Raw genomic sequence first — 20,127 nt, 5'->3', positions numbered from 1 at the left:
AGACCAATTCTTTTTGGTTCATATTTATTTTTCATCTTGTCATTTGCTCATTATGCACTTATATTTGTTGAAACAATAAAAGCAAACTTTAATCGATTCTTACATCTATGAAAACATTAAACGATTTTAATTTTAAAAACAAAAAAGCGCTAATTCGTGTAGATTTTAATGTGCCTTTAAATGACAATTTTGAAGTTACAGACAACACAAGAATCGTTTCGGCAAAACCAACAATTATAAAGGTTTTAGAAGATGGAGGAAGCTGTATTTTAATGTCGCATTTAGGCAGACCAAAAGGTGTGCAAGATGAATTTTCTCTGAAACATATTGTTTCAGAAATTAAAGACATTTTAGGAGTAGAAGTAAAATTTGCCAGCAACTGTGTAGGAGAAGAGGCTGAAGCAATGGCAAATGCTTTACAACCTGGTGAAATTTTATTACTTGAAAACTTGCGTTTTCATGATGAGGAAACAAAAGGAGATAAAGACTTTGCAGAGCAATTATCTAAGCTGGGAGATATCTATGTTAACGATGCTTTTGGTACTGCGCACAGAGCACACGCTTCTACCACTATTGTTGCAGAATTTTTCCCAGATGCTAAATGCTTCGGGAGCTTATTGGCAAAAGAAATAGAAAGCATCAAAAAAGTATTGGAAGATGGTGAAAAGCCCGTTTTAGCTGTACTTGGTGGAGCTAAAGTATCTTCAAAAATCACCGTTATAGAAAATATTTTAGACAAAGTAGATCACCTTATTATTGGTGGTGGAATGACATTTACATTCATTAAAGCTAAAGGTGGATCTGTTGGAGATTCTATCTGCGAAGATGATAAAATGGAATTGGCTTTAGATATATTAAAACAAGCTGAAGCTAAAGGTGTGCAAGTTCATATACCTGTAGATGTTATTGCTGCAGATGCTTTTAGTAACGATGCCAATACACAGCATGTGGATGTTTATCACATTCCTGATGGATGGCAAGGTTTAGATGCAGGACCAAAATCTTTAGAGATTTTTGATGATGTAGTTAATAAGTGTAACACTATTTTATGGAACGGTCCACTAGGAGTTTTTGAAATGGAAACCTTCTCAAAAGGTACCATTGCACTTGGAAATTCTATTGCTAACGCTACAAAAAACGGAGCTTTCTCTTTAGTAGGAGGAGGAGATTCTGTAGCAGCTGTAAAAGAGTTTGGTTTTGAAGAAAAAGTAAGCTACGTAAGTACTGGAGGTGGAGCTATGCTAGAAAGCTTAGAAGGAAAAACACTACCTGGTATTGCCGCAATCCTTAATGATTAGAAGTCTTTTAAGTTTAATATTCGTTATAGTTTTTTGCACAACAATTTCGTCGTGCAAAACAGAAGTAAATGATTCTAAATACAGTTTTTACCACTGGAAAACGAATTTTAACTTAACAGAACAAGATAAAGCGCATATACAAGATGGACAAAGTAACATCTTGTATATGCGTTTTTTTGATGTAGATTTTAATACCAAAGAAAATAAACCCTTACCAATTGCAACAGTTCAGTTTTCAAAAGATTTTGAAGTCGCTGTAGACACTATAGTTCCGGTTGTATTCATAAAAAATGAAGTTTTTAATAATATTTCCTTAGAGGAAAGTAAATCGTTATCAAAACCTATTTCTCAAAAAATAAAGCGCCTTTTTAAAAGTTATTTCGAGCCTCAAAAGATGTTAACTAAAATTCAGATTGATTGCGATTGGTCTCAACACACAAAGACGAAGTATTTTGCCTTCTTAGAAAGTTTAGCAACCTATTTTGATAACATTGAACTCTCTACAACACTAAGATTGCATCAGGTAAAATATAGAGAAAAAACAGGAGTGCCTCCTGTAGATAAAGTGGTACTTATGGCATATAATGTTGGAGATATTTTGAATATTAACGAGACAAACTCTATTATTAACAACAATATTACTAGTCAATATTTACAACGTCTTAGTGAATATCCACTACCTTATGATGTGGCCTTGCCTGTATTTGAATGGGCTATTCTTTACAGAAGAGAAAAGCCTGTAGCAATTTTAAATAATTATTCGTTGAAGACTTTTAGGGAGAACTTTAGATCTACTCAAACGTTAAATATGTACAAGGCTCATCAAGATTGTTATATAAGTAGTAATTTTATTTATAAAGATGATGTTGTTAGGGTTGAGATGGTAAGTAAAAATGACTTAAAAAAACTCTCAGAGTTAATAAAAACAGCATCTAAAAAGCCATATAGCACAATTTTTTATCACATAGGTTCGCCTGTGTTATCAAATTTTACAAACCATGATCTTAAGACGTTTTGTTATAATTAACGCACTTGTAATTCTTGGGTTTACAAGTTTAGAAGCCAACTCTAAGTTGCCTACTTTTTGTGGTTGGGATCCGTCTTGGGACAATGTGTATTATCCTATTATTGATCAGTTTTCATTAGTTGATGAAGATAGTAAGTCGTTTTTAAATTGTCCAGATATTGTTTTTTGCGATTATTTTCCCAACAGCAATGCTACAAATTATAATATTGATGAATGGTATAACTACTTTAATGGTAGTTTTTCTAAAGAAGGATTAAGGCTACTTGTTTACAAAAAGTCAATACAATGGCTTCAGGGAGAAGAAGATGTCGATGAGAACGAAAGATTAATGTATACCAACATTAATAAAAAGGAGTACACTTTTTTTAAGCGATATCTACTTTTGGCAAAAGGCACAGAGCGCTTAGCTAGCGATAAGACGTACGACTCAGGTTGGTATCAAGGAGAAACATTAAGTTTTGAAGATAAATCTCCTTGGTTAGAAAAAGCGATTGCTCTAATTAAAGATGCACCAGACCAATTTTTTAAGAATAGAGTTGGGTTTCAAATTGTAAAGTTAGCACATTACAAACAAGACAATGATTTGGCTATCAGTGCTTTTAAAAGGTATTTAGAATTAAATAATAGTTCTAGATACATCTATTACAGAGCGTTAGAGCAAGTTTCTGGTGCTTATTTTAATCTCAATCAACACAGTATAGCTGCTCAAAATTACCTTGAAGTATTCAAAAACTTACCAGACAGAAGAGAGCGTTGTGCTTTGAGTCTTCGTTTTATCGACTGGAGCCAGTTAGACGAAAACAGCAGTTTTTATAAAGATTTAAAGCACAAAGATATTTTTCATTTTTTTAAAGCGTATTACGGCAGAGGAGATGTTTTAAAAGAGATGAATAAAATAGCGGAAATCGATGCCAATTCACCGTATTTAAAAGTGCTAACAGTAAGACTTATAGATGATATACAATCTCAGCTCTTTGAGCATAATGACAATGGATATTATTTTGAAGGCATAAAGAATACTTACACTAATGAAAGTGAAATTACTATAGATGAAATTCTAGCAAATAAAACACTTAAAGATAAAAGTACCTTGACTTTGCTTAAAGCACTATTGCAAATAAAAAATGGTAAATATAGTGAGGCAAAAGCTACACTAAACAGGCAATTGCAATGGCATGCTTCTAAAATTCATAAAAAACGATTACTGTTTGCAATAGATTTTATGGATATAAAGACACCAAATCGTCAGCAAATCAATAAAGTTTTCAAACAATTAGATGAAGATAAAGACCTTAATACTTACAAACCATTAGTTGCTGCATTTTTCAATCATATTAGTGCATTATATTCTAAAGATAATCCCTTATTAAGTGCTTTTATAGCAATAGATTACGACAGTTATCCTCGTGATCAGCCTTTTGATTGGAGTACAATTAATAACAATTATGCTTATAATTACGAGCTTGAAACCAAGTATTCATTTTTAAAAATAGATGTTATTAATAGTTTAGATGAATTTGTGAAACTAAAGTCTTTCACCCATTTTGAACAAACAATTTTAGACCGAGTAAAGGTAGATGTCAATGATTTTATACACGAGCTTAGAGGTACATATTTTTTAAGAGAAAAAGAATTGCATAAAGCTTTAAAAGAGTTTGAAGCAATTAAAAACACATCAGAGTTTTGGAGTGATGACGTAAGACCAGAACTATTCTCAGGATCTATAAAAGAATGGATGAATGTAGATTTTAATTCTATATCAGATCAATTTCACATTAAATATTTAGAAGAGTTGAAATTAGACAACAACTATGCTTCAAATGATGAACCAATGGGAGTAAGAGAAAATTATAGAGATAATAAAACAACACTAACTAAAGCTCTTATAAAGCTCGAAACTTTAGCAAAACAAGAGAAAGAAAACGCAGCAGAATATTATTATATGCTGGGTAATGCTTGGTACAATATGAGTGCAGTAGGATGGTTTGTAAATAATCTTTATTATGTAGGAAATGATAACCGAAATGAGTTGTTAAGCGAATATGGTAATAATACCATAGAAACAACAGATAACGCATTAATGTGGGCAGAAGAGTACTTTAAAAAAGGTTTAGAAAGCAAAGGAGATAGAGAAATAAAAGCCAAGCTTACTTTTATGCTTGCTAAAACTGAAAGTTGTTTTGATCTAACATGGAATAATCAAACAAATGAATATGATTTTTACCTTTGCGAAAATCACCAATCTCATTTTAAAGATTTACAAGATAATTACTCTGAGACTAAATATTACAAAGAGGTATTAAAACAGTGTAGTTGGTTGCGATGGTATAACGATAATTATTAATTAGTTAATTGGGTTATATCAAAACCATTAAAAAGATACCATATTTACAAAAATTACGTTTTTTATATAAATTCTATAACATGCGGTTCGTTTATACTTTAATTTTATTGTGCTTTTTTAATTTAGGCTGGACTCAAGAGAAGGTTCAGGTCACTACAAAAGACTCTATCATTGATGGAAAATCAAATGTTAGCGGAAAGATAATTCCTGCAGAACAAGATACCTTAGACATCAAAAATCTTAAAGACCATCCTAAGGCTGCAGAATTAGACCAAAAATGGTTAGAAGAATTATACAGTAACTCATTGTATGATACAATCTACAAAACCGTAACAGAGTTAACGTATGAGCCTGTTGATTACCCAGAACTATCAACAGATACCTTAAAAGCTAGGTTAGAACGTCTCAATGCAAGAACACCTTTTAATGTAGAGTATAACCCGTCTTTAGAAAGTGTAATAAAGCGTTATTTAAAGCATAGAAGAACATCTTTAGAGCGTTTAATGGGTTTAAGTCATTTCTATTTCCCAATGTTCGAGGCTGAATTTGATAATTACAACATTCCTTTAGAAATGAAGTATTTATCCATAGTAGAATCTGCGTTAAAACCAAAAGCAAGATCTAGAGTAGGAGCCACAGGATTATGGCAGTTTATGTTTGGAACCGGAAAAGAATATGGTCTCGATGTAAGTAGCTACGTAGATGAGCGCAGCGATCCTATAAGTTCTACTAGCGCAGCAGCAAAATATTTATCTAGGCTCTACGGAATATTTGGAGATTGGGATTTGGCATTAGCGGCATACAACTCTGGTCCTGGCAATGTAAACAAAGCCATAAGACGATCTGGAGGTTACAAAAACTATTGGAATATTAGACCAAATCTTCCACGTGAAACAGCTGGTTATGTTCCTGCGTTTTTAGCAACTATGTATATTTTTGAGTATGCAGAAGAACACGGTTTTAAGCCAGAAAGACCACCTTTTCAACTGATTCAAACAGACACAGTACATGTTAAACAAATGATAACTCTAGATCAGGTTTCGGAAACTACAGGTGTTAAAATAGAAGAACTTCAGTTTTTAAATCCTTCATACAAGTTAGATATTATTCCAAAGATTGAAGGTAAAACATATGTACTACGTTTACCTAGAGAAGCCATAGGTGTGTTTACGTCTAACGAAGAAAAAATATATGCATTCGCTAAAGCAGAATTTGATAAACGAGAAAAACCCTTACCACAACTATTTAATGCAGATACAAAAATTAGATACCGTGTTAAAAATGGAGATTACTTAGGAAAAATTGCGAGGCGATATGGAGTTAGGGTTAGCCAGATAAAACGATGGAATGGATTAAGGAACAACAACCTAAGAATAGGACAACGATTAACAATTTATCCGCGAAAACCGGTTGTAGATTCAAAGCCAAAAGTGCCAAAAACAACCGTTAATACTAAAGGAAAAAAGACCTATATAGTGCAGTCTGGAGATACTCTTTGGAGCATCTCACAAAAATTTTCTGGAGTTTCTGTTCAAAATCTTAAAGATTGGAACGATATTAGTGGTAGTAAACTCAAAATAGGAACGACACTCATTGTGTCTGAGTAACAAACCAACAAAAAACATTAATTTATGAGAACGCTATACGCACTTTTATTTTGCTTATTGCTAACAGCTTGTGGAGACAAAAAAGAGGAAGATAACAAGATATTTCTTCCAGAATCTAACGGAAATCTAAACAGTATTTCTGTTGTGGTAGACAACGATTTATGGGAAGGAAGTGTAGGAGAAAACGTAAGGAAGATTTTTGCTGCACCTCTTAACGGATTACCTGTTGATGAGCCAATGTTTAAGCTACGACAAATTCCACCTCAAGTATTTGATGGGTTTGCAACACGTAGTAGAATAATCCTTAAAATAGAAAAAGCCAATTTAGCACCGACAACCAAAATTGCCAATAATGCTTTTGCAAAACCGCAAACAGTAGCCGTTGTTGGTGGTAAAACAAATGAAGAAATAATTAGTCAGTTACAAGAAAACAAGGCAAAAATTATTGATGCATTTAATAAAGAAGAAGTCAAAGAAAAGCAAAGAAGAATTAATCTAGACCTATTAGATGTTAGTGCTATTCAGAAAAAAATGGGCTTTAGCGTAAATATTCCTTCTGCATATAGAATCGCTAAAGCAGAAGACGACTTTTTCTGGATTAGAAAAAATCTAAGTAATTCAAAAACTATAGAAGTAATGTTCTATGAAGTGCCATTAGAAACAATTACACAAGGAGATAGCACAGTAGTAGACATTATAAAAATGCGAGATCATATTACCAAGACAAGAATACCTGGTGAAGATGGTATTTACATGGCTGTAGAAGATGCATACGCACCTGCAATGTTTGAAACTATAATAGATAATAAACCAGCTTACGAGGTAAGAGGTATTTGGGAAATGAAAGGCTTTACTATGGCAGGACCATTTATAACCTATGCTATAGAAGATAAAGTAAACAAACGCTTCCTTATAGCAGATGGCTACGTTTATGCACCATCATTAAGCAAAGCAGAATATGTCTTTGAATTAGAGTCGATGATAAAATCAATAAAGATTAAATAATAAAAAAGCCAACTTGAAAAAGTTGGCTTTTTTTATGTTTTTTAAATAAAACGTCTATTGTTCTTCTTTCTTTTCAGAAGTCTCGTCTTTACTTGCGTCTTTAAACTCTTTAATTCCACTTCCTAAACCTCTCATTAACTCAGGAATTTTCTTTCCGCCAAATAATAATAAGACAGCTAAAGCAATTAATACCCAAGAACCTGGACCTATTGCACCTAAAAATATACTATTAGAAATCATAACTTCAAATTTAGACTGCAAAGTTAGTAATTAAACTTTAAATATAACGTTGTATTCTCAACTTTAATAACTATTGCGAATACCGTTTCACTATTTTATTTAATTTTGTTTTAATGGCAAAAAAGAAGAAAAAAGAAAAGAAATTTACCAAAAAATTGCTTCATAAGTATCGTCTTGTCATACTTAATGAAGATACTTTTGAAGAGCGATTTGCAATAAAGTTAACACGACTCAACGTATTTGTGTTAACATCTATGTCTGCTATTTTGCTTATATTTTTTACAATACTTTTAATAGCCTTTACGCCATTAAGAGAGTATATTCCTGGTTATTCTTCTGCCAAGCTAAAAAAGGAAGCCTCTAGACTAAATTATAAAACAGATTCTTTGGTTAGAGAGATAGAGTCTAAACAGCTTTATTATGCTTCAATTAAAAAAGTACTTACAGGAGAAGTTTCTACGGTAGAGTTTAACAGAGATTCTGTTATAGAAGCGGCAAAAAATGATCCAGAGGTTTTACAAATAACAACCAATAAACCTGATTCGCTATTAAGAGAAAAGGTTGAAAAAGAAGATAAGTACAATTTGTTTGAAGATACTTCAGACCAAAATAACATTGTGCTTTTTCCGCCAGTAAACGGAACTATATCGCAAAATTACAACCTCAAAGACAAGCATTACGCTGTAGATGTCGTTGTGGCAACTAACACACCTGTAAAAGCTACAGCAGACGGTACAGTAATTTTTGCTGAGTGGACGGTAGAAACAGGATATGTTGTTATAATAGAGCATAATCAAGAGTTAATATCTGTGTATAAGCATAATTCTGCTATAACAAAATCTCAGGGAGATTTGGTAAAAGCAGGCGAGGTTATTGCCATGTCTGGTAATACAGGAGAATTAAGCACAGGACCACACCTTCATTTCGAATTATGGAGTAAAGGTTATCCAGTAAACCCAACTAATTTTATTGATTTTCAATAATGCCATCAATCAAAGCAGCACTATCAAAACCATTTGCTAAGTTAATAGCAAAGCGCATTAATAAATGGGCTTCTCAACCTGTAGAAACCCAGGAAAAAGTGTTTCAAAATCTTATAAAGGAAGCAAAAAACACAGTTTTTGGTAAAGATCATAAGTTTAATACAATAACATCTTATGAAGATTTTAAAGCGTTAGTACCAGTTAGAGATTACGAAGCTTTAAGACCTTATGTAGAACGTGTCGTAAAAGGAGAAGAAAATATACTTTGGAAAGGGAAGCCAATTTATTTTGCTAAAACCTCAGGAACAACATCTGGAGCAAAATATATTCCTATTACAAAAGAGAGTATGCCAACACATGTTGAGGCAGCAAGAAACGCAATCTTAATGTATATACATGAGACAGGAAATGCAAAGTTTGTAGATGGCAAAATGATTTTTCTGCAAGGGAGTCCAGTTTTAGAAGAAAAACATGGTATAAAATTAGGGAGACTTTCAGGTATAGTAGCGCATTATGTGCCAAAGTATCTTCAAAAAAACAGAATGCCAAGCTTAGAGACTAATTGCATAGAAGATTGGGAAACTAAGGTTAATGCTATTGTAGAAGAGACGGTAAATGAAGATATGAGCATCATATCCGGAATTCCATCTTGGGTACAAATGTATTTTGAAAAATTGATAGAAAAGAAAGGACAAAAAGTAGGAGAAATTTTTAAAAACTTCAATCTATTCATTTTTGGTGGAGTTAACTATGAACCTTATAGAGCAAAGTTCGAAAACTTAATAGGGAGAAAAGTTGACAGTATAGAACTTTATCCGGCAAGTGAAGGCTTCTTTGCTTTTCAAGATAAGCAAGATCAAAAGGGTATGTTGTTGCAGTTAAACTCAGGTATTTTTTATGAGTTTATAAAAGCAGAAGATTTTTTTGAAGATCACCCAAAACGTATTACAATTAAAGATGTAGAACTTGGCGTTAACTATGTTATGCTTATCTCTACAACAGCAGGTCTTTGGGCATATAATATTGGAGATACAGTAGAGTTTACATCAAAAGAGCCATACAGAGTAATTGTAAGCGGAAGAATAAAACATTTTATCTCTGCTTTTGGTGAACATGTTATTGGCAAGGAAGTGGAACAAGCGTTAAAAGAAGCCATAGCCAATACAGCAGTAACTGTAAATGAATTTACAGTAGCACCACAAATTAACCCACCAGAAGGCTTACCATATCATGAGTGGTTTATCGAGTTTGAAAACGAACCAACAGACGAGTTAACGTTCATAGAAAAACTTGAAAATTCACTTCAAAAACAAAACAGTTATTACTTTGATTTAATTGAAGGGAAGGTTTTAAGACCTTTAGTTATCTCGAAAGTAAAAAAGGATGGTTTTCAGTCCTATATGAAATCAATAGGAAAGCTTGGAGGACAAAATAAAATACCAAGACTTTCTAACGACAGAAAAATTGCAGAAGGCTTAAATGACCTTAAATTAACTAAATAAAGCTATATTTGCACGCCAATAAAGGTATGAGTACAACAAACAAAAAACACGAAAGAACAAGAGCTCAAGAGAGCTCTAGTGCTATTGAGCGTATGTACATTACAATGCGCCACTTATTTAATCGTGGGTTTTATAAACCAATGGGAGTTTCTGGAGAAACTTTAAGAGAAGCTTTACTTCTTCTAAGGCCAGAAATATATGGATCTATAAGTGAAGAGAAGGCAGAAATAGATGGATTACTTTATGTTATTGATCGCCTACCTCAAGGTATTGAAGAATGCACATTCATTAACTTAACTAGTGATGAGGGTTATGCCAATTCTCATTTTAAACCTATAATTCCACCAAAAAGAAGACGTAATTGTTATCGTATAGATGATGAGCAAATGAATATTGAGATTACTCGAGGACGCTCAGAAATCTATGATATTTTAACGCATCTTACGTTTTTATTTGTAGAATCTCACAAAATAAGTAAGCGAGTTCTAATTGATGAAGAAGGAGCAACTGTTAGAGATTGGCAAAAACTAGAAAACGCAGTTTTAACAACCAAGAAGTTAACTCAAAAAGAGCGAGAAATTGCCATTACGCATACAGCTAATATTTTGGGAAGAACTTTTAATGAGCTAACAAATGCGTATCAAAAATTTGCAACCGAAAACCAACCAGAGCGTCTGTTACACATAGTCTATTGGTTAGGAAAATTAGCAATAGAAGAGGTTGTAAAGGGTAACAAACGCACTATAACTTTTAGTCCTGTTTTAAGAGAGCGTTTGGGGCATCATATACATGGTGAGGTGTGGGCAGATAACATTAAATCTATTTTGCACAAAAACGGTTTGTTACAAAGGCCAATTCATATCATTAGCGCAAATATGCATAGTGTTATGAACTCTTTATTTGCAAAAGGAACTCTAAAAGGAGCAGATGCTAAAAAGAATATTTTTGAGACCTATGAAGCGCTTAGTGATTCAAAAAATTCTATAATGCGCAATAAAGTAGAAAAATCTGCGTTGCAAAACGGAATGATATACATCAAAGATACTTCCGGAACCAACATAGATGTTCAAATTTTTGATACAGATAAGATCGACTTTTCTAAAACAGAATTTGAGTATTTGCAAGCTAATAAAGAAGATAAAGCTGTAATTTTTGTAATGGATTATGCATTTGGAGAACAGGCTTATGAGACTTTAGATGAGTTTTTAAAACCAACCAAAGCAGACGGAGAAAAAGTGCACTTAGATGTTAAGTCTATCTCTATAATGGGTAAAGCAGGTATTTTAGAAGGAGGAAAAGGAGATGTTATGATACCATCTGCTCATATTTTCGAAGGTACCGCAGATAATTACCCTTTCAAGAATGAGCTAAGCAAAGAAGATCTTTTAGATTGTGGTGTAGATGTATATGAAGGAACTATGATTACTGTTTTAGGAACATCTCTGCAGAATAAGGAAATTCTAAAATTCTTTAAAAAGTCTACATGGAATGTCATTGGCTTAGAGATGGAAGGAGCACATTACCAAAAAGCTATACAAGCAGCATCAAAAGTACGAGGTAGTATAAACGAAGATGTTAAAGTAAGATACGCTTATTATGCTAGTGATAACCCATTAGAAACAGGTAGTACTCTAGCTTCAGGAGGTTTAGGAACTTCAGGAGTAAAGCCAACATACGTAATAACAAAAAAAATACTAGAACAAATATTTAATTCATAAGTAAATGAGTCAAACAACACCGCAAGGATCCCATAATGAGGAAGTAGATTTAATCCAAATATTTAAGTATATTGGGAAATTTTTTGACCGCATTTTCAATTTTATAGCTTCAATTTTTAAGGCAATTTTTTCGGTTTTTATATATGCCTTAAAAGCTATTGTAAACAACTTTAAAATAATAGTTATAGTCCTTTTACTTGCAGGAGTTCTAGGGTTTATTTTACAACGAACACAAAAAGATATCTATGAGTCTCAAATGCTTGTTAAACCGTATTTTGATTCTAAATTTCAGTTAGTTACAAATATTAATTATTACAATGCATTAATAGGCGAAAAAGACTACACCCAATTAACATCAATTTTTGAAATAGATGAAGAATCTGCAAAGCAAATTATTGAATTTGAAATACATCCTGGACCAGAAAACGAAAACGATAAAATAAAACAATACGATACTTTTTTAAAATCATTAGACAGTACCAGAGCTCAAAATATAAGCTTTGATGAGTTTGTTGAGAATAGAAGTATTTATTCTGGAGATGTTTTTGAAATTAATGTAAAATCATTTAAAAAGGATATTTTTAGATCTCTAGAAGAAGGATTAAACTCAACCTTTACTAACACCTATTCAGTTAAGAAGAGAGAAAAAAGAGACTCATTAATCTATATTGAAAGAAACCGAATATTGGCTTCTATTAAAGAAGCAGACTCTTTACAGAACGTTTACTTGAGAGTAATGGAAGAAGAGTCTAAAATGAAAGATGGATCATACACTACAAAAGATGGAATGTCTTTTATTAGAGAAAAAACGAAGACTAGAGAGTATGATTTATTACAAGAAGTAAATAAATTACGTGAAGAATTGGGTAAATTAGATGCTCAAAAAGTTGAGGAGGATGTCTATTTTGATACGCTTTCGAGTTTTCAAGATGTTGGAGCAAAATATTCTAGTATTTGGAATCTTTATGTGTTAATTATGCCGATGATTGCTTTCATATTGCTTTGTGTAGTGTACTTATCGAATAGATTAATAAAATATGTATCTTCATATGAAGGATAAGAGTATTTTAATAACTGGAGGGGCAGGGTTTATAGGTTCACATGTTGTTAGGCTTTTTATAAACAAGTATCCAAACTACACTGTATATAATCTAGACAATTTAACCTATGCAGGTAATCTAGAGAATTTAAAGGATGTTGAGCACAAAGAGAATTATCACTTTATCAAAGCAGATATAAATGATGAAAAACTCATAGATGATCTTTTTCAACAGTATCAGTTTGATAGTGTTATACATTTAGCAGCAGAGTCTCACGTAGATAGATCTATAAAAGATCCGCTAGCGTTTGTTAAAACAAACATTATTGGCACCCTCAATCTTTTAAATGCATTTAAAAAATTATGGAGCAATAATTTTAAAGGAAAAAGATTTTATCACGTAAGTACAGATGAGGTTTATGGAACTTTAGGCGAGTCAGGTTTGTTTACAGAAACAACTAGTTACTCACCTAACTCACCATATTCTGCGTCTAAAGCCAGTTCGGATCATTTTGTTAGAGCTTATGGAGAAACATATAATATGCCTTATGTTATTACAAATTGCTCTAATAATTATGGGCAAAATCAATTTCCAGAAAAGTTGATACCGCTTTTTATAAATAATATTATAAATAATAAGCCATTACCTGTTTACGGTGACGGTAATTATACTAGAGATTGGCTCTATGTTGTAGACCACGCAATAGCAATTGATTTAGTTTTTCATGAGGGTAAAAATGAAGAAACATACAATATTGGTGGTTTTAATGAGTGGAAAAATATAGATTTAGTTAAACTACTATGTAAGCAAATGGACGAAAAGCTAGGTAGAGAAAAAGGCTCTTCAGAAAAGCTAATAACATACGTAAAAGATAGACCAGGACATGATCTGAGATATGCTATAGATGCCAGCAAGATTAATAAAGAACTTGATTGGGAACCTTCTGTAACATTTGAGCAAGGTTTGTCAATTACTATAGATTGGTACCTTAGTAATCAAGAATGGTTAAACCACGTAACAAGTGGTGAGTATCAATCCTATTATAAAAAACAATACCAATGAAAGGAATTATACTAGCCGGTGGATCTGGAACCAGACTACATCCTTTAACATTATCTGTAAGTAAGCAATTAATGCCTGTATATGATAAGCCAATGATTTATTATCCATTGTCTACATTAATGTACTCTGGTATTAATGAGATTTTGATTATCTCTACACCTAAGGATTTACCTCTTTTTAAAGATTTATTGGGTGATGGCAAAAAGTATGGTTGTACTTTCGAGTATGAAATACAGGAAGAACCTAACGGTCTTGCAGAAGCCTTTATAATTGGAGAAAAGTTTATTGGCGAAGATAAAGTTGCATTAATTCTAGGAGATAATATTTTTTACGGTACAGGTCTTGCTAAACTATTGCAGAGTAATAATGATCCTGATGGTGGTATTATTTACGCCTATAGAGTTCATGATCCTGAGCGATACGGTGTCGTAGATTTTGATGAAAATGGACAAGCCATATCAATAGAGGAAAAACCGAAAAAACCAAAATCTAACTTTGCTGTTCCGGGTATTTATTTCTATGACAATGAAGTTGTTGATATCGCAAAAAACATAAAGCCAAGCCATAGAGGAGAATTAGAAATCACAGATGTAAACAAAGAATATCTTAGAAGAAACAAACTAAATGTTAGTATATTAGATAGAGGTACTGCTTGGTTAGATACAGGTACTTTTGACTCTTTAATGCAAGCATCACAGTTTGTAGAGGTAATAGAGAATAGACAAGGTTTAAAGATTGGTTCTATTGAAGCAGCAGCCTATGAAATGGGCTATATCTCAGAAGATAAATTTAGAGCTTTAGCAAAGCCATTAATGAAAAGCGGTTATGGTAAAAATCTTTTAGGTCTAATAAAATAAAAAATGAAAGCTACAGAAACCAAACTAAAAGGTTGTTTTATTATAGAGCCTAGTGTATTTAAGGATGAAAGAGGTTATTTTTTTGAAAGTTATAATCAACAAACCTTCAATAACTTAATTGGCAAACCTGTTAACTTTGTACAAGATAATGAGTCTTTTTCATCTAGAGGTGTTATAAGAGGGTTGCATTTTCAAGAAGGCAATTTTGCTCAGGCTAAGCTTGTTAGAGTTGTTAGAGGAGCGGTTTTAGATGTTGCTGTAGATATAAGAAAAGATTCACCAACTTTTGGGCAACATATAGCTGTTGAGCTCACTGAAGATAACAAAAGACAGTTATTTGTCCCAAGAGGGTTTGCTCATGGTTTTTCTGTATTAAGTGAAAGAGCTATATTCTCGTACAAGTGCGATAATTATTATAACAAAGAGTCTGAAGCAGGCATTGTATATAATGATGCTACACTAAATATCGATTGGAAAATCAAGCCTGATGAAGCTCAACTTTCTGAAAAAGATATTATTTTACCAACCTTAGAAGCGTACTTTAAATGATACCAAGAATATTGGTTACAGGAAGCAATGGGCAGTTAGGAACATGTATCAAAGATTTAGACGATAATAAATTTGATATCAAATATGTAAGTTCCTCGGATCTTGATATAACAAATAACCAAGAGGTTGAAAGTTTTTTTGAACAACAAAAAATAGATTGGTGTATAAATTGTGCTGCTTACACAGCTGTTGATAAAGCAGAGTCTGATTACGATAGTGCTTTTAATGTTAATGTTTTTGGTGTAAAAAACTTAGCAGAAGCTTGTAGATCGTATAGCGTTAAGTTAATACATGTTTCTACAGATTTTGTTTTTGATGGTGAGCATAATAGGCCATATAAGGAATCTGACCCAACCAACCCTATTGGTGCCTATGGGAAAACTAAATTAAAAGGGGAACAAGAGGTTTCAAAAGCTTTGAAAGAGTATTTTATTTTAAGGACCTCATGGTTGTACTCAGAACATGGTGGCAATTTTTTGAAAACGATGATTCGTCTTTCTAAAGATAAAACTGAATTAGGTGTTGTTGGTGACCAAATAGGGACACCTACTTATGCTAAAGATTTAGCTAAAACAATATTTCATATTATAGCGAACGATATTTCTGACTATGGAGTTTATCACTATAGTAATAATGGAGTAGCGAGTTGGTACGATTTTGCAAAAGCTATTTTTGATATTAATAATACTAAAATCCAAATAAACAATATATCTACAGCTCAATTTCCAACTCCAGCAAAGCGACCTCATTACAGTGTTTTAGACAAAGCAAAAATAGAAACAACTCTTAAGCTAAAAACACCTTATTGGAGAGACAGTTTAATAGCTGCAATGCAAAACATAAAAAATGAATAAAGAATTACAAACGGCAATAAAAGCATCACTCGAAGCAGGAAAAGTTATCATGCAAGTATATGATACAGTTTTTGATGTAGAAATAAAAGATGACAAATCACCTTTAACAGAGGCAGATAAAAAAGCTAATGATGTTATTAATTCGTATTTGATTCCTACAGAAATTCCAATAATTTCAGAAGAGAACAAACAAACGGATTACGATATTAGAAAAACTTGGGAAACCTGTTGGGTTGTTGATCCAGTAGATGGCACCAAAGAATTTATAAGGCGTAACGGAGAATTTACTGTAAACATAGCGTTAGTAACCAACGGAAAACCAGTTTTAGGGGTTATTTATGTGCCAGCAGTAAAAACTATATATTTCGCTAATGTAGATAACAATAAAGCATTTAAGGCAGATTTAGAGTCTCATGATGTTAATGTGGAAACTATATTAAAACAATCAAAACCATTACAACCAAAGAATAATAATTCAGATAGAGTTGAGGTTGTTGGCAGTCGTTCGCACATGAACCAAGATACGTTAGATTTTGTAGAAAGCTTGAAAGCAGATGGAAAAGAAGTTGAAATCGTATCAAAAGGAAGCTCTTTAAAGTTTTGTTTGGTAGCCGAAGGAAATGCCGATGTTTATCCTCGTTATGCACCAACAATGGAGTGGGACACAGCTGCTGGTCAAGCTATTTGTAATGCTGTAGGAATTAAAGTAATTTCAAAAGAAACCAACCAACCATTACAATACAATAAACAAAACTTATTAAATAGCTACTTTCTTGTAAGTAAATAGCATGGCAAATGTTTCTTATAAAAGACATATAGCAAAAACCATTACATGGAGGTTAGTAGGTACATTAGATACAATATTTCTATCTTGGATAATAACAGGAAACCCTTTAGATGGCTTAAAAATAGGTTTAGCAGAGTTAACTACAAAAACAGTACTCTACTACTTACACGAGAGGGTTTGGTGCAAAATAAACCTATCTAAAGAAGGAATACTTCTAGAGAGTAGAAAGAGGCATATAGCAAAAACCATTACTTGGAGGTTTATAGGTACAATAGACACAATGACCTTGGCGTGGATTATTTCTGGTAATCCTCTTGCCGCCATACAAATAGGATTTGTAGAGGTAATAACAAAAATGGTTTTATATTATCTACACGAGCGTGCATGGTATAGAGTTAATTTTGGATTAACGAAGAGAAATAAAAGTTGATATGTGCAAAAATATTATACCTCACAATTATCAAATTTCTATAGAGGATAGGAGACAAAGTAATCAACACAATTCTTTTTTATTGTGGTTTACAGGTTTATCGGGTTCTGGTAAATCTACAATTGCTAATGTTGTAGAGCAAAAATTACATCAGATGGGTGTAAAAACCTTTACCCTAGATGGAGATAATATAAGGAAAGGAATTAATAAAGACTTAACCTTTTCTCCCGAAGATCGAACAGAAAACATACGTAGAATTGCCGAAGTCGCTAACTTAATGGTAAATGCTGGTTTAGTGACACTTGCAGCATTTGTTTCTCCGTATAAAAAAGATAGAGCTAGCATAAGAAGTATAGTTAAAGATGTTAACTTTGTCGAGATTTACATCAATACCAGCGTTGAAGAATGCGAGCGTAGAGATGTTAAAGGCTTATATAAAAAAGCTAGAGCAGGAGAAATAAAAAATATGACAGGAATTTCTGCTCCTTACGAAGCACCAGAAAATCCTGAAATAGAAATAAATACAGAAGAAGAATCCTTAGATGTAGCAGTACAACGGATTATAGATTATATAACACCAAAATTAAAGCTCAACAATGAGTAAGTATTATTTAAATTATTTAGATGAATTAGAGAGTGAAGCAATTTTTGTTTTGCGTGAAGTTTGGGCACAATTTGAAAACCCAGTAATTTTATTTTCAGGAGGAAAAGATTCTATCTTGGTAACGCATTTAGCAAAAAAAGCATTTTATCCTGCTAAAATACCATTTCCATTAATGCATGTTGACACTGGTCACAATTTCCCAGAAACCATTCAGTTTAGAGATGACATTATTAAAGAATTAGGCGCGCAACTTATTGTTGGATCTGTGCAAGAATCTATAGACGAAGGTCGTGTTGCTGAAGAAAAAGGGAAAAACGCTACGCGTAATGCACTTCAAATTACAACACTTCTTGATGCTATTGAGGCAAACAAGATTGATTGTGCTATTGGTGGTGGACGTCGTGATGAAGAAAAAGCAAGAGCAAAAGAGCGTTTCTTCTCTCATAGAGATGATTTTGGACAATGGGATCCTAAAAACCAACGACCAGAACTGTGGAATATCTTCAACGGAAAGCATTTTGAAGGAGAGCACTTTAGAGCATTCCCTATAAGTAACTGGACAGAAATGGATGTTTGGAACTACATAAAACGCGAGAACATTTCAATTCCATCATTATACTTTGCACACGAGCGCGAAGTAGTTTGGAGACAAGACTCTTGGATTCCAAATTCAGAATTTTTAGTATTAGAAGACCATGAAGAAGTGGTGACTAAAAAGATACGTTTTAGAACGTTAGGTGATATTACTATTACTGGTGGTGTAGAATCTGACGCAGATACATTAGAGAAAATTGCGGCTGAAGTTGCTGGTATGAGAAATACAGAGCGTGGAAACAGAAGTGACGATAAGCGATCAGAATCTGCTATGGAAGACCGTAAGCGTCAAGGATACTTTTAATCAAAATTAAATAAAAATTAACTGTCATGCCAAATACAATTTGGCATCTCATATAAAGATAACATGTTAGACAACAATCAATTATTACGTTTTACAACTGCAGGAAGTGTAGATGATGGAAAAAGTACATTAATAGGGCGTTTGTTATACGATTCTAAATCTATTTTTGAAGACCAACTAGAAGCTATTGAAAACACAAGTAAGAGAAAAGGTCATGAAGGTGTAGATTTAGCATTATTTACAGACGGATTAAGAGACGAAAGAGAGCAAGGTATTACTATTGATGTTGCTTACAGATATTTTACAACACCAAAGCGTAAATTTATTATTGCTGATACACCAGGACATATTCAATATACACGTAATATGGTTACTGGCGCATCAACAGCTAACGTGGCGACCATTCTAATTGATGCACGACATGGTGTAATCGAGCAAACTAAACGTCATGCATTTATAGCGTCGTTATTGCAAATACCACACATTATTGTTTGTGTAAACAAAATGGATTTGGTCGATTTTTCTGAAGAAGTATTTAATAATATTGTTTCAGAATTTGAAGAAGTGTCTTCAAAAATGCTTGTTAAAGACATTCGTTTTATACCAATGTCAGCACTTTTAGGTGATAATGTGGTAAACAAATCAGAAAATATGCCTTGGTATCAAGGAGCACCAATGCTACATACTTTAGAAACTATGCATATTAGTAGTGATATTAATAAAGTAGATGCGCGTTTTCCTGTACAAACTGTAATAAGACCACAACGAGAAGGCTTTATAGATTATAGAGGTTATGCAGGTCGTGTAGCAAGTGGCATTTTAAGAAAAGGTGATGAGGTTACTGTGATGCCTTCAGGCTTTACTTCAAAAGTAAAAAGTATCAATTTTCATGATAAAGAATTAGAAGAAGCTTATGCGCCAATGTCAGTTTCTATAACTTTAGAAGACGATATAGATATTAGTCGTGGTGATATGATTGTGCGTTCAAATAATAAACCAGAGCCTTCTCAAGACATTGAGGTGATGTTATGCTGGTTAAATAATAGTGCAGCTAAACCTAGAGCAAAATATACTATTAAGCATACTTCTAACGATCAAAAAGCGATGATTAAAGAAGTGGTTTACAAATACGATATCAATACTTTAGAACGTAATAGTGAAGACAATGATTTAGCAATGAATGATATTGCTAAAGTAAAAATACGTACTACAAAGCCATTAATGATTGATGCTTATAGAGAAAACCGTACAACAGGAAGCATTATTTTAGTAGATGATGCAACAAATGAGACGGTTGCGGCTGGGATGATAGTTTAATAAAC

Annotated in this window: 19 protein-coding genes; 18 read left to right on the top strand and 1 reads right to left on the bottom strand. The window is 32.9% G+C overall.

Translation table 11 applies throughout. From position 1 onward, the window contains the following. The first annotated feature begins 107 nt into the window (after positions 1-107). From P7122_RS04995 to P7122_RS04975, 5 genes are all read left to right on the top strand, one after another. On the top strand, positions 108-1,298 hold the full coding sequence (locus tag P7122_RS04995) for a phosphoglycerate kinase (RefSeq protein ID WP_278004679.1): 1,191 nt from the start codon (positions 108-110) through the stop codon (positions 1,296-1,298). Beyond that, positions 1,291-2,325, top strand: coding sequence for a hypothetical protein (locus tag P7122_RS04990; protein ID WP_278004678.1), 1,035 nt, complete (start codon positions 1,291-1,293; stop codon positions 2,323-2,325). Before P7122_RS04995 ends, P7122_RS04990 begins: the two co-directional genes overlap by 8 nt. Next, the gene (locus P7122_RS04985; RefSeq protein WP_278004677.1) at positions 2,297-4,669 is read left to right on the top strand and encodes a hypothetical protein; all 2,373 of its coding nucleotides are present in this window, start codon (positions 2,297-2,299) and stop codon (positions 4,667-4,669) included. The genes P7122_RS04990 and P7122_RS04985 overlap by 29 nt, the downstream gene beginning before the upstream one ends. Positions 4,670-4,749: 80 nt before the next feature. Continuing rightward, positions 4,750-6,276 carry a lytic transglycosylase domain-containing protein gene (locus P7122_RS04980; protein WP_278004676.1) on the top strand — a complete coding sequence of 509 codons (1,527 nt, stop codon included), beginning with the start codon at positions 4,750-4,752 and terminating at the stop codon, positions 6,274-6,276. Positions 6,277-6,300: 24 nt separating this feature from the next. Continuing rightward, the gene (locus P7122_RS04975) at positions 6,301-7,281 is read left to right on the top strand and encodes a DUF4837 family protein (protein ID WP_278004675.1); all 981 of its coding nucleotides are present in this window, start codon (positions 6,301-6,303) and stop codon (positions 7,279-7,281) included. A gap of 54 nt (positions 7,282-7,335) precedes the next feature. On the opposite strand, the gene tatA is transcribed toward P7122_RS04975, so the two are convergent. Next, positions 7,336-7,521 (bottom strand): twin-arginine translocase TatA/TatE family subunit, encoded by a 186-nt coding sequence (tatA, locus tag P7122_RS04970; protein WP_278004674.1) that lies wholly within the window; start codon positions 7,519-7,521, stop codon positions 7,336-7,338. Between the two features lie 113 nt (positions 7,522-7,634). On the opposite strand from tatA, the gene P7122_RS04965 reads away from it, so the two are divergent. The 13 genes from P7122_RS04965 to cysN all read left to right on the top strand — a co-directional run bounded on the left by P7122_RS04965 (position 7,635) and on the right by cysN (position 20,122). Continuing rightward, on the top strand, positions 7,635-8,504 hold the full coding sequence (locus P7122_RS04965) for a M23 family metallopeptidase (RefSeq protein WP_278004673.1): 870 nt from the start codon (positions 7,635-7,637) through the stop codon (positions 8,502-8,504). Continuing rightward, positions 8,504-10,006: a GH3 auxin-responsive promoter family protein gene (locus tag P7122_RS04960; RefSeq protein ID WP_278004672.1), complete on the top strand. Its 1,503-nt coding sequence runs from the start codon at positions 8,504-8,506 to the stop codon at positions 10,004-10,006. The genes P7122_RS04965 and P7122_RS04960 overlap by 1 nt, the downstream gene beginning before the upstream one ends. Positions 10,007-10,032: 26 nt before the next feature. Next, positions 10,033-11,724: a DUF6909 family protein gene (locus tag P7122_RS04955; protein WP_278004671.1), complete on the top strand. Its 1,692-nt coding sequence runs from the start codon at positions 10,033-10,035 to the stop codon at positions 11,722-11,724. Positions 11,725-11,728: 4 nt separating this feature from the next. Beyond that, positions 11,729-12,784 (top strand): YveK family protein, encoded by a 1,056-nt coding sequence (locus tag P7122_RS04950; RefSeq protein WP_278004670.1) that lies wholly within the window; start codon positions 11,729-11,731, stop codon positions 12,782-12,784. Next, a complete protein-coding gene (gene rfbB / locus P7122_RS04945; protein ID WP_278004669.1) occupies positions 12,774-13,826 on the top strand; it encodes a dTDP-glucose 4,6-dehydratase in 1,053 nt (350 codons plus the stop codon). The genes P7122_RS04950 and rfbB overlap by 11 nt, the downstream gene beginning before the upstream one ends. Beyond that, a complete protein-coding gene (gene rfbA, locus P7122_RS04940; protein ID WP_278004668.1) occupies positions 13,823-14,683 on the top strand; it encodes a glucose-1-phosphate thymidylyltransferase RfbA in 861 nt (286 codons plus the stop codon). The genes rfbB and rfbA overlap by 4 nt, the downstream gene beginning before the upstream one ends. A 3-nt stretch (positions 14,684-14,686) precedes the next feature. Further along, positions 14,687-15,232 (top strand): dTDP-4-dehydrorhamnose 3,5-epimerase, encoded by a 546-nt coding sequence (gene rfbC / locus P7122_RS04935; RefSeq protein ID WP_278004667.1) that lies wholly within the window; start codon positions 14,687-14,689, stop codon positions 15,230-15,232. Then, positions 15,229-16,086, top strand: a complete 858-nt coding sequence (gene rfbD, locus P7122_RS04930; protein ID WP_278004666.1) for a dTDP-4-dehydrorhamnose reductase — start codon at positions 15,229-15,231, stop codon at positions 16,084-16,086. The genes rfbC and rfbD overlap by 4 nt, the downstream gene beginning before the upstream one ends. Further along, on the top strand, positions 16,079-16,873 hold the full coding sequence (gene cysQ, locus P7122_RS04925) for a 3'(2'),5'-bisphosphate nucleotidase CysQ (protein WP_278004665.1): 795 nt from the start codon (positions 16,079-16,081) through the stop codon (positions 16,871-16,873). The genes rfbD and cysQ overlap by 8 nt, the downstream gene beginning before the upstream one ends. A gap of 1 nt (position 16,874) precedes the next feature. Further along, entirely contained in the window at positions 16,875-17,303 is a 429-nt protein-coding gene (locus tag P7122_RS04920) for a DUF2061 domain-containing protein (protein WP_278004664.1), read from the top strand. Between the two features lies 1 nt (position 17,304). Continuing rightward, positions 17,305-17,907 carry an adenylyl-sulfate kinase gene (cysC, locus tag P7122_RS04915; protein WP_278004663.1) on the top strand — a complete coding sequence of 201 codons (603 nt, stop codon included), beginning with the start codon at positions 17,305-17,307 and terminating at the stop codon, positions 17,905-17,907. Continuing rightward, complete coding sequence (gene cysD / locus P7122_RS04910; RefSeq protein ID WP_129759766.1) at positions 17,900-18,805, top strand: sulfate adenylyltransferase subunit CysD; 906 nt, start codon at positions 17,900-17,902, stop codon at positions 18,803-18,805. Before cysC ends, cysD begins: the two co-directional genes overlap by 8 nt. A 63-nt stretch (positions 18,806-18,868) precedes the next feature. Continuing rightward, the gene (cysN, locus tag P7122_RS04905; protein ID WP_278004662.1) at positions 18,869-20,122 is read left to right on the top strand and encodes a sulfate adenylyltransferase subunit CysN; all 1,254 of its coding nucleotides are present in this window, start codon (positions 18,869-18,871) and stop codon (positions 20,120-20,122) included. Positions 20,123-20,127: the final 5 nt, after the last annotated feature.

This window comes from Winogradskyella marincola, from assembly GCF_029624125.1.
GTDB classification, from domain to species: Bacteria; Bacteroidota; Bacteroidia; order Flavobacteriales; family Flavobacteriaceae; genus Winogradskyella; species Winogradskyella marincola.
The sequence above is the reverse complement of the archived record's forward strand: the minus strand, read 5'-3'. Positions and strand labels throughout refer to the sequence as shown.